This window comes from Flavobacterium olei, from assembly GCF_039749035.1.
GTDB classification, from domain to species: domain Bacteria; phylum Bacteroidota; class Bacteroidia; order Flavobacteriales; family Flavobacteriaceae; genus Flavobacterium; species Flavobacterium olei.
This window is the reverse complement of the sequence record NZ_JBDKWC010000005.1, coordinates 65,683-77,604: the sequence shown is the minus strand read 5'-3', so window position 1 is coordinate 77,604 and position 11,922 is coordinate 65,683. Positions and strand designations below refer to the sequence as shown.

At 36.8% G+C, this 11,922-nt stretch carries 7 protein-coding genes; 1 reads left to right on the top strand and 6 read right to left on the bottom strand.

Translation table 11 applies throughout. The features are described from left to right. Window positions 1-101: 101 nt before the first annotated feature. The 6 genes from ABEB31_RS14270 to ABEB31_RS14245 all read right to left on the bottom strand — a co-directional run bounded on the left by ABEB31_RS14270 (window position 102) and on the right by ABEB31_RS14245 (window position 9,851). On the bottom strand, window positions 102-2,120 hold the full coding sequence (locus tag ABEB31_RS14270; RefSeq protein ID WP_347052306.1) for a glycoside hydrolase family 97 protein: 2,019 nt from the start codon (window positions 2,118-2,120) through the stop codon (window positions 102-104). A 23-nt stretch (window positions 2,121-2,143) separates the two neighbouring features. Further along, complete coding sequence (locus ABEB31_RS14265) at window positions 2,144-3,388, bottom strand: glycoside hydrolase family 99 protein (RefSeq protein WP_347052305.1); 1,245 nt, start codon at window positions 3,386-3,388, stop codon at window positions 2,144-2,146. 268 nt (window positions 3,389-3,656) lie between these two features. Beyond that, window positions 3,657-5,168, bottom strand: a complete 1,512-nt coding sequence (locus tag ABEB31_RS14260; RefSeq protein WP_347052304.1) for a RagB/SusD family nutrient uptake outer membrane protein — start codon at window positions 5,166-5,168, stop codon at window positions 3,657-3,659. 28 nt (window positions 5,169-5,196) lie between these two features. Beyond that, the gene (locus ABEB31_RS14255; RefSeq protein WP_347052303.1) at window positions 5,197-8,208 is read right to left on the bottom strand and encodes a SusC/RagA family TonB-linked outer membrane protein; all 3,012 of its coding nucleotides are present in this window, start codon (window positions 8,206-8,208) and stop codon (window positions 5,197-5,199) included. Window positions 8,209-8,236: 28 nt separating this feature from the next. After that, entirely contained in the window at window positions 8,237-9,319 is a 1,083-nt protein-coding gene (locus tag ABEB31_RS14250; protein ID WP_347052302.1) for a hypothetical protein, read from the bottom strand. Window positions 9,320-9,326: 7 nt separating this feature from the next. Then, window positions 9,327-9,851, bottom strand: coding sequence for a DUF5004 domain-containing protein (locus ABEB31_RS14245; RefSeq protein ID WP_347052301.1), 525 nt, complete (start codon window positions 9,849-9,851; stop codon window positions 9,327-9,329). 461 nt (window positions 9,852-10,312) lie between these two features. On the opposite strand from ABEB31_RS14245, the gene susR reads away from it, so the two are divergent. After that, window positions 10,313-11,911, top strand: coding sequence for a SusR family glycan utilization regulator (gene susR / locus ABEB31_RS14240; protein WP_347052300.1), 1,599 nt, complete (start codon window positions 10,313-10,315; stop codon window positions 11,909-11,911). Window positions 11,912-11,922 lie beyond the last annotated feature (11 nt).

Below are 11,922 nucleotides of genomic sequence, written 5' to 3'. Positions count from 1 at the left end.
TCTAAAATCTAAAATCTGAAATTAAATAACAAACCCGACAACTTTGCAGCGGTCGGGTTTATTGCTCAACTTAAACTTAACTCAAAATAAAACGTACTTACTTATTTTTCTATTGGAGAGAATTTTATTGCTGTTCCTCCTCCCGCTGCCAGCTTTAGATTTAATATCGATTTACTGGTTACCGTTTGTCTGGAGATTGCAACCGGATACGGATTTGTTTTATAATTTGCTCCGGTTCCGTCTGCATAAATTTCGGCTTCATATTCTTTGTCTTGGTCCAGAAATGAAAGTGGAACTTTTAAATCTCTTGCACTTCTGTTTGTAATTGATCCTAAATACCATTTTTTCTCCTCCCAGTCTTTACGGACAATTGTAGTGTATTCTCCAATTTTTGAATCCAGAACTTTAGTGTCTGACCACGTACACGGCACTTCCTTTACAAACTGAAACTCCGGTTTGCCTTCATAGTTTTCCGGTAAATCGGAAGCCATTTGCAACGGACTAAAAATTATCACATACAACGCGAGCTGATTGGCCAAAGTGGTCTGTACTTTTGCTCCTGAAGGCGTTTTGTAATCAAAATTAAAATTCCCGGGTGTGTAATCAAACGGACCTGAAAGCATTCTTGTAAAAGGCAAAGTCGTTAAATGTTCAGGCGTATTTCCTCCATCTGCAGACCATGCATTATATTCCTGTCCGCGTCCGCCTTCCTGCGACATAAAATTTGGATACGTACGCTGTAAACCCGTTCCTTTCATCGGTTCGTGATTATCTATCATAATATGATATTTTGCGGCCGTTTCGATTACTTTTCTGTAATGACGCGCTCCATACTGACTGTCATGCCATTCTTTTTTGTCTAAATATTTGTTTACATAACCTGTCTTAACCGAATTCACGCCCATTTTTTGATAGAGTTTAAAAGCATCTTCCAACTGACTTTCATAATTTTTGGTAGCGCCGGCAGTTTCGTGATGACCAATTAAACGAACATTTTTCATAGCAGCATATTTCGTTATCTCTTCCAAATTAAAGTCAGGATAGGCTTTTGTAAAACTAAATGCAGAACCATCTGCTGTCCAGTCGCCATCCCAGCCTTCGTTCCAGCCTTCTACTAAAACGCCGTCAAAATTGTTTTTGGCAGCAAAATCAATATATTCTTTTGTGTTTTTAGTAGTTGCACCATGTTTTGCCCCTTGTCCCCAGGTATATTTTTCGAGATGCATACCCCACCAGATTCCAATATATTTTGAAGGTGTAATCCAGGAAAGATCCTCTATTTTTGAAGGTTCGTTGAGATTCAGCATAATAGTTGAAGTCGCTACTTCTCCCGGATTTTTCCCTACTACAATTGTTCTCCAAGGTGTTTTAAAAGGTGTTTCGGCATAGACTTTCACGCCATTGGCCCAAGGCACTAAATCACTTTTGTATTGTTTATCACTCGTTTTGAATAACGTCATTGAGGCAAAATCGGTTAAGTTGGCTTCGTGAATGGCCACGAATAATTTATTTTTTGTTTCAAAAGTTGCCGGAGTGTTTATAGTATCCGTTTTACTCATTAACGTTTTACGATATTCACTTTCGTAATAACTGTTTTCGCGATGCACCGGAATCCACCATACTTCATTATTATCTTTAAAAGTAAACTGCGTTATCTCGTTAGAGATTTTAACTTTTCCTAAATGTGGCTGTTTCGGAAACTCGTATCGAAATCCTAAACCGTCATCAAAAACCCTGAAAATAATATCAACAAGACGCTCCTCATCTTTTGTTTCCTTTAAGTGAACAATCAACTCGCTATGATGATCTCTCACTTTTTTGAATTCGCCCCACGGCTGTTCCCAGGTTACATCTGCGGTTTTTTCTTCGGCAGAAACTACTTCAAAACCTTCTGTCATTTTTGCAATTCCCTGAAATTCAAACCCCATAAGAGAGGGTTCAATAACCGATTTTCCGCTTGACGAAAAACTATATTGCGGTTGTCCGGAAGGGGTCAATTCAAAAGTAAGTTCAGAAATTTTTTCAGGAGAACTAATTTTATACGTTTTTTTAGTACTGCAGGCCCAAATAAGCATTGTTACTAAAGCCAATATACAGTAGCTATATTTTCTGTTTTTCATTATTTAATTTATTAATTACAGCTCTATTTAATTTCGCTCATGATTTGTTTTGCTTTTGCCGGCTGCATCGAAACAAAATAATGAAACGCCTGATCGAGTTTTTTCTGAATCTCGACATTTCCTTTTTTCTGTACGCGTAAATCATACAATTTGCTGATCTCCGGAAATATACTTTCTGTATTTTTTACTCCGGCAAAAGTTTTAATTTTTTCGAGAAAAGAATAACCAAATTCCACTGTTGGTTCTATCATTGTGCCTTCTCCAAAATCATTCCATGTAATTAACTGGAGGTAATTGACATTTGCATTTTTAGCTAAAGCTAAAGTTTCGTCTAAGGTATTGCCGTTATTATGTTCAATCGTCCATCCAATAGCGGCTCCACCTCCACCTTCAGCGTAAAAATCTTTAAAACCGGGATAAGCAGCGCCCATGGCCACATTTAGTTTTGGTTTTGTATTCGTGTAAAAATTGGTGAGAAAACTATTGTCTTTGTATACCCAGGCATATTCTCCTGAAGCATTTTCTCCTGTCTTTACAGAATGATCCCAAAGCGTTAAAAATGTTGGTTTTACGGTCAAAGTATTAAAAACATTTGTCCACTCTGCCGCAGTCTGTAAGGCAATCGGACCAAAATTCATTAAAAGAGGTTTGCCATTAATTTTAATATAATTAGCATCAGTAAAATAATTATTTTGTACATAAGCCAGATCTGTTTTTGCGGCACTGGTGACCGAGATTGCTTTTCCTGCGTTTACAACATTTGTCAAAAAACGGTCTTCGTATACAATCGCATATTCTAAACCAACTTTATCTAGCATTTCGATAAGCTGTTCTGTATTTTCTTTGACCATTCTGTAATCATTTACGTCGTAAGTCCCGTACCAGTCGATAAGAACACCATCTACTCCCGAATATTTCATTAATAATAAATGATTTTCGATTACATTTTTATCGCCGGAATGATACGGTCCAATCAATGGATAATAATACGAAGCAATTTCTCGCCTTCCGTTTGCTCCAATATTGTTGGGATTTTTATTAGCCATTGTCCAGTGATATCCCCATTTTTTATCGGCACTGCTTTCGTTGGTTTCGAACCACGGCATGTAATGCATGTAAATTTTAGTGCTGTTGGTTTTCTCAATTGCAACTGGCATTGTTATTTCGGGTTCTGCAGGTTTGTCTGAACCTTTGTCATCGGTGCTGCATCCGGCAAGCATGACAATATTCATTAAACCAAAAACTATTGAGGTGATATATTTTTTCATATTGATTTGTTTTTTTTGCCATCGATTATTAGAAAGGTTTATTCATATATAACTTCAAATAGTGACATTATTTATGCATATGTAACTCCTTCGGAGCTATTTATGAAGACATGTTTATTGTGCCTTGAAAAAGAAAATATCTAATTCACTCCAAAAAAGAATCATTTTAATCTTTTTATACCCATAGCTATCGGGAGTGGCAAAATTTAGAAATAAAAATATGTCAGCCTTCCACGACTAACCAACATGGAAGACTGACATTTAGAATCTAGCTTTGAGGGTATCCAGGATTCTGTTTCAGGTTTTTATTTGTTGTTAAAACAGTGCTTGGAATAGGAAAAATTGCTCTGTACTGCTCAGTTGTACCTTTTTCCCACCACGGCTGGAAGAATGTTCCGAAACGAATATTATCTGTTCTTCTTCTCCCTTCAAATGTAAATTCTTTCAACAATTCCTGATCGATAAAAGCAAGATCTATAGTTGCCGGCATTTCCTCGCCGGCTCTGGCTGTTATTTGCTGTAAAAATGGTCTGGCCAAATCTGGTGAACCCAGGCGAACAAAGCATTCTGCCTGCATCATCAAAATTTCTGCATAGCGAATGAGTACAAAATCATGATCACGCTCCCATTGTTCTCCATCTTTCATCTCATATTTTGCCAGGCGGACGCCTTCATTTTCTTTTGCATCGGTAAGACTTGTCAGGTTTTCAGTATACGTTAACGGGTTTCCATTGTCCATTAAAATTACAGAACCCGTCGCCAGATTGATCTGATCGCCTTGCAGCATGCATTTTTTCCTCTTGTCTGTGTCTGTAAATTTGGAATAAAGGCCCGGCTGACCGCACATTCCGTTGGCGCTCCATGGGTAATTTCCTGTTGGAGAAACAGCCAGTTTTTGGTTGTAATGCGCCGACATGGAGTTCATATAATTTCCAACTGTTCCTGCTTTTGAATCATAAGGAATAGCAAAAATAATTTCGCTCGACGTTTGATTCTCTGTTGCAAAATTGGCAAAGAAATCCGGTGTTAAAGTATATCCGGAAACTTTCTGACACATACTAATACAATCCTGCCAGCGTGGTTGTCCTATATATACTTCTGAATTAAGATATAGTCTTGCTAAGAGAGAATACGCCACATTTTTTGTCAGTTTAGAATAAACCACATTTCCGTTTAAATACGGAATTGCATCTGTAAGTTCTTTTTCAACAAAATCATATACCTGTTTTCTGGTTGAATTGGTTGGAAGCTCTGTATCTTCAAAATTGGTTACGATAGGCACATTTCCAAATAAATCTAAAAGATTATAGTAATAATAAGCTCTCAGCGCTTTTAATTCTGCAAAAATGGGTTCTTTTGCTTTTTCCGTCAAAGACGACTTATTGATTTGATATATGATCGCATTGATCTTGGCAATCCCGGTATAGTTGTAACGCCAGGCCGACAGAATCATTCTGTTATCTGCTTTCCAGGTATGTTTTTGTGCATCCTGATATTGTCCGCCATCGTACCAGTTGGTTCCTCTTGTGGGTATCGTTGCTTCATCTGAAACAACTTCATTCAAAAAGAAAACATATTCACATGTAGGGAAATTATTAGAAATAGCATCAGAGAATCCTCTTAAGGAAGAATATCCTCCACCTACAAGCGCATCAATTTCTTTGGTAGTATTTCCAAAATCCCCATCTTCTACCTGATCGTATAACTGTTCATTCAAATCAGTACATGATACCGTAAAAAGCATACTTAAAAGTATTGCTGCTGTTATTTTGATTTTCATTTTTAGTATTTTATGGTTATCAATTCGCTTAGTTATTCAGCGTAAAATTTAGTCCGACAGAAACTGTAGTTGGTCGTGGGTAATTGTTATACCTGTCAATTCCCGGCGCTGCGAGTCCGGTCTGGTCCATTACTCCGGTTTGGTTAATTCCGTCCTGAGCGTTCAGGCCAATCTCGGGATCTACACCTTTGTAGCCTGTAATTACAAATAAGTTTTCTCCCATTACAAAGAATCTCACTTTAGATTTAAACTTTAATGGTAAAGTATAACCTACGGATAATGTCTGAAGTCTGAAGAAAGAAGCATCTTCAATCCAGTAATCAGAATACTTTGGCGCTGATGTAATGCCGCTGTTCAGAAAATTATCCGGAACATTAAAGGCTGGCAATCGATTTGGGTCGTTGAGCATCATGTTGGTTGCGTTTAAAGCTTTTTGTCCAAACATTCCGTAACCTGAAACTCCGAGATCAAAATTTCCATAAGTGAAATTCATTCCGATTCCTAAAGTCAGATCCGGCTGAATATTTCCCAAATCCCTTTTGTCTGCATCCACCAGGGCGCTTTCTGCCACAACTTCGTTTGCAGCATTGTAATATTGGATTTTTCCATCAGCATCTAAACCGGCATTCTTAAATCCCCAGAAAGTTCCAACCGGATAACCTTCTGCAATAATTTGCGAATATTGCCCCGACATACCCGCTAAACCGTGCAAAGATCCGCTGTAGATCACATCTGTTTTATAGGTTGGATTTGACAATTTTTCGATTTTCTGAACGTTGTGTCCCAAAGTAAGATTAGCATTCCAGTTGAATTTTTCTCCTTTAACAATATCTGCATTTAGCGTCAGCTCCACTCCTTTATTTGACATTTCACCAACATTTGCCAGCATGGTTCCCACTAAATAAGGAGGCTGAGGCACTTCATAAGTGTATAGCAAATCTTTTGTAGTTTTAGAATAATATTCGAATGAACCGGTGATTCTGTTAAAAAGACCAAAATCTATTCCGACATTCACTTGTTCTGTAGATTCCCATTTTAAGTCCGGATTCGGATTTTGTTTTGGGGAATAGGCCAAACTCCATGTTTTGGTAACCGGATCGTAATAACTGTCATTTCCAACCCCTAAAATAGAGAGTGATTTGTATTCGCCAATTCCGTCCTGATTACCAGTCACTCCATAACCTACTCTTAGCTTTAAATTGTCTAACCAGCCTTTTGAAGATTCCATAAAAGCTTCGTTAGAAATTCTCCATGCCGCAGAAGCAGAAGGAAACGTTCCCCATTTATTGTTTTCTCCAAATCGGCTGGATCCGTCACGTCTTACTGTCGCTGTCAATAAATATTTGCCGTCGTAACCGTAATTCGCACGGGCATAGAACGAAACCAGATTCGATTTTCCTTTGTATGAATACACATCTCCCAAACGGTAATTGTAACCCGCACCCAAATTATTATAACTAAAAGCATCTGTAACAAAACCGCCTCTTTGCGCGCCAAAACCTTCGTAAATGTTTTCGAGATAAGAATATCCGGCCAGTGCACCAATAGTGTGTTTGTCTATTATTTTGCTGTAATTGACATACAGTTCGCCCTGAGCATTTGTAAATTCACCATAACTTCTCTGTGCATAACCGCCTTCGGTCTGACCTTCCATAACCGCATAAGAGGGTTTATAGCTTCCGCCTTTTACAGCATTGTGTTCTAAAGAAATATTGGCTGTTGCCGTAAAATCGTTTAAGAATTTAACTTCTGTTTTAAAATATCCCAAAAGTCTGTGTCTTTCGTTATCGATTGTTCTGTTGGTTAAAATCTCCACAGGATTCTGGTAGATATTTCCTGTTACCTCGCTAAATTCACCATTTGCATCGTAGACCGGAATCGTTGGATTTAAATTATAAGCTCTTTCAAAAATTCTGTAATCAATGGGATGCCATTTGTCTATGTTGGCAAATAAACCCATATCAAATTTTACTTCTTTATTATCTCCAAGAAACTGGTAAGCACTTACGTTTCCGCTTAATCTTTCTAAACCGGATCTTTTAATTACGCCTTCATTATTTAAATATGAAAGCGAAGTTCTAAAACCGCTGTCTGCTTTACCCGAATTAATACTTAAAGTATGGGATTGAGAAATCGCAGTTTGCTCAATTGCTTTTTGCCAGTTTGTATTTGCCCCGTAATCCACTGCATCTGCAAGTCCGTTTTGACGAACATATCCTCTCCACTGATTTGCCGATAAAAGATCCAGGTTATCATTTACATAACCAAAACTGGTTTGTCCGTTATATACAACAGAAACACCTTTTGTTCCGGATTTCGTTGTAATCATAATTACTCCGTTTGCTCCTCTCGAACCATAAATAGCGGTCGCCGAAGCATCTTTAAGAACATCAACAGATTTTATATCAGAGGGCTGTACCACATTAATATCAACTCCCGCAATTCCGTCTACCACAATCAGCGGACTGTTACTTGCGGTTAAAGAAGTTCCTCCGCGAAGGCGAATTGTGGAACCCGCTGCAGGATCTCCGGAAGGACGAATGATATTCAGACCTGCTACCTTTCCCTGTAAAACCTGTTCTGTAGAAGAAATGGTTCCTTTTACCAGATCATCTGCCCCAACGGTCGAAATTGCGCCGGTCAAATCTGATTTTTTTACTTTTCCGTAACCAACCGAAACAACCTGAACTTCCGCCAGTGTATAACCATCGTTTTGAAGACGGACTTCAATAGCATTGGTATTGGATGTAATCTGAACTTTCTGCGTTGTTGATCCGATAAACGAAACTTCAATCGCACTTCCTACGGCTACCTGAAGGCTGAATTTACCATCAAAATCTGTAGTGGTTCCGTTTTTAGTTCCCACTTCAAGAACAGAAGCTCCCGGCAGTACCGTACCGGTATTATCATAAACAGTACCTGATATTTTTTTCGTCTGCGCGAAAGTGCCGGCAGAAAAGAAAAGCATAAATATCATCAATACCGCCGCTTTAGCAGTCCACATTTGATGCAGGACGCTTTTTGTATTTTTACTATTCATTAGAATTAATGTTTTAATTTAATAGTGATTATTTATCTAAAGTTTTAAGCGGAATTGTAGTGTCAGAAATCATTTTGTCTTTGTTGTCTTTAACTAAGACATGGATTTCACTCAAATTTGAAATTCCATTTAACTCCGAAACCAAATTGACAAAGCCTTTAATTTCTGTAGTTCCTCCCATAAACTCGCCCGAAAATGTTTTTGGTCCGGCCGTGATGGTATAAAGTAATTTATTGACACCAGCCTCATTGTTTTTTCTGGACATTCCCAGAAAATCCCTTTGGCTAATCTGCAACGGAAAAAAGCTGAAACTTGGCGGTGGCGGCGGAATAAATTCTCCCGCATAAATAATCTGATCGCCCGAATTTGTGGTCCAGTCTTTTGCAACCATCAGGAACGTAATATTTTCCATAACAAATCCAGGTTCTGTATTGTAATACTGTTGCGGAATAAGATCCATTCGGTAAAAACCGTTTCCAAGATCTTTCAGTTTTGTTTTTTCTGTCACTTCCGGAATCCATGCCTGATATTCCTGTAAAACCGCCCAATTGTTTAAACCACTATGAAAATGCACACTGGGAACTCCTGAAAAGCCATCTTTTAAATTAGAATTGAATAAAATACTAATCGGTTTATCAATTAATGGTTTTTCGGGATAAGAACGAATTACTTCGTTTGCTGTATAAAAAGAAGAGAAATCAGTATAGGGCATGTTAGCTACTTCACTTTGTTTTGATCCGTTTTTGTTTTTTAATCGAAACCAAAAACCTGCGCTTGCTGCAATCTCGGCCGGAGTTTTAGAAAAGTAAGCCGTTGGCGTTAAAGTAAAACTCCAGATTTTGTTGCCTTCATATTTTAGTTTTGCAAAATCAGAAGAGTTTTCCCAATTCCCTGCATCGGGTTCAGAAGGCGACCAGATCCAGATGTACAAATCTTCTGTCTCTGCAAATGTTGTTCCTGATAAATCAAAGTACCACGTTACCTGTTCATCATATTTATAAACAACAGGATACGATGACATTGGCCCTACAGCTCCTGCGGTTTCTTGTGCCCCAATAAAATTTGGAACCATTAAAAGGGCAAGTAAAATTGTATGTATAAAGTTTTTCATATTACTTTTAATTAATAGCATTTAATTTGAACACATAAGAAACAAAATCAACTCCGCCGGAAGAACGCACCAGTTGAATCTGCATTTCCTCATTTTTTCCCGGAACCGAAATCAGTCGGAGTTCATCTGTTTTTTGAGTTTTTTGTGCATCGCTATACAAATAGATTCTTGTTGCACCACCAGAACCGGCTTGTTGAAATTCGGAACTAAGCACCCAAAATCCTTTAGGAGCAAATAAAGGCGGTACATCCCCCGTTACTTCATAACTTGTCGGACTGTTTTTTTCGTCTACATTAAATTTGATCTTAAAATCTTCGTAGTTAAAATAAGTACTGAGGTTTTCTTCATTTGGTTCGATCTTATTTGCTTTCGCAACTTCATCTACCATTTTGAGATTGGTTAATCCCCAATTTCCATTTACTTTTTCATAAAGGGTAATGGGTGCTACGTAGCTTCCGTCTTCTGTGTTATCGCAGCTAATGGCAAAAAAACACATCATAAAAGCTAGCCAGTAAAGACTTTTACATTTCATAAATTTTGGTTTTCGTTAGTTTGTTATTCCCTTCAAAAGGACAGAGCGAAGCTATAAGTTAAATAAATCCTAAAAAAAATATCCTGTAAAAATCAAGATTTAATTTACCTGTTTAAAAACATAAAAAACTGTAATTCAACATTATACAATTATTGTATACTGTAAAAAATCAAGATACTGTTTAGATCAAAAACGTGGAATTATTAATGGTTAAAATGACAATATGGAAAATATTTGGTATATTTTTTTCACTATGTACAGGTATACTATCTTTTTATTGTATAATTGCAAATAAATTACCCTCTTTTAACATCTGTTATTACATTTCCCTTCAAAAGCATCTCTACTGTTATGAAACAATTTTTATAACTTCTTAATTTTTTGATTGCATCAATCTGCAACTTATTTTAATTTTAAAACGAATTAACTAACTATACAACAACCACAAACCAAACCAAGTCATGCGAAGAATATTCATGCTGCTTTTCTTCCTCGGAATTTTTTCTCTTACTGCGAAAGAGACAAATCCTTATTTAGAAGAATTAGATCAGGTACTGTTAAAAAAAGATATTTACCTGAAACAGAAATATAGAAAGATTGCAGCCTTAAAGAAAAATGTATCCAAATTTACCCTTAGTCAGAATAATGAAGATTTATACAATTGTTATATGTCTTTATTTGAAGAGTATAAATCTTTTAAATATGACTCGGCATACTATTATTTGGAAGAAGCAAAAATCAAAGCCAAGGTTTTAAAAGATCCTAAATTTTTATCTAAAAGCCGAATTAAGGAAGGTTTTGTTTTATTGTCTTCCGGACTTTTCAAAGAAGCAATTGATACTTTGAATGTTATTGATGATTCTAAACTTGACATAAAAAATAAATTTGAATACTACAACATTAAAGCACGAGCCTATTATGATTTAGCCGATTATAATCGTGACCAGCGCTTTAACATTCATTATGTACAACAGGGAAACCATTTTCTAAAAAAGGCTTTAGAATTAATTGGCACAAACACAAACGAATATTGGGCGGCAGAAAGTTTAAAACGTCTGAAACAGCAGGACTGGCGGGGTGCAGAATTTGCGTTTAGTTACTGGATCAATAATTACAATTTACCACCGGATTACTATGGTATTGCAACTTCCAGTCTTGGTTATATTTATTCGGAGCGGGGCTATACCAAAAAAGCGATTCAGTACCTCGCTCTCGCTGCCATTGCCGATGTCAAAAATGCCACAAAAGAAACAGTTGCTCTACGCAATCTGGCTAATGAACTTTTCAAAATGGGCTATTTGGATAAGGCCAATGAATACATCAATATTGCAATGGACGATGCAACGTTTTATAACGCGAGACATCGTAAGATTGAGATTTCTTCAATTCTTCCCATTATAGAGAAAGCGCAATTGAATAATGTAAAAGACAAAAATGACAAACTGGAAAAGATTATCATTCTTCTGACTATTCTTACGGTTATTATTTTTGTATTTCTTGGTATTATTTTTAAACAGTTAAAAGAGAAAAATAAGGCTCGAAAGATTATGGCTTCTTCCTATTTGCAATTGCAGGAAATGAATGTGAGTCTGAGCGAAGCCAATGCCATCAAAGAGGAGTATATTACTTATTTTATTAAAGCAACTTCTGCTTTCATCAATAAAATAGATCATATCCAAAAAAGTACGCTCCATAAAATTATAACCAAAAAAACCGACGAAGTAATCGCGAGTTTAAAACGTTACAATGTCAAGGAAGAACGTGAAAACTTATTCCATCAGTTTGATGAAATTTTCCTGAGACTTTTCCCCACTTTTGTGACGGAGTTTAATAAATTATTTCCCAACGATCACAAATGTATTGTGAAAAAAGGGGAACTTCTGAATACCGAACTGCGCATTTTCGCCTTATATAGATTAGGAATTCAGGACAGCAGTCAAATGGCAGAATTTCTGGAACTTTCTGTAGCTACCATTTATACGTATAAAACCAGAATTAAAAGTAAATCTGATTTTAAAGATACTTTCGAAGAAAAAATTATGGCTATTAAGACTATCTAAGATGCTAAGAT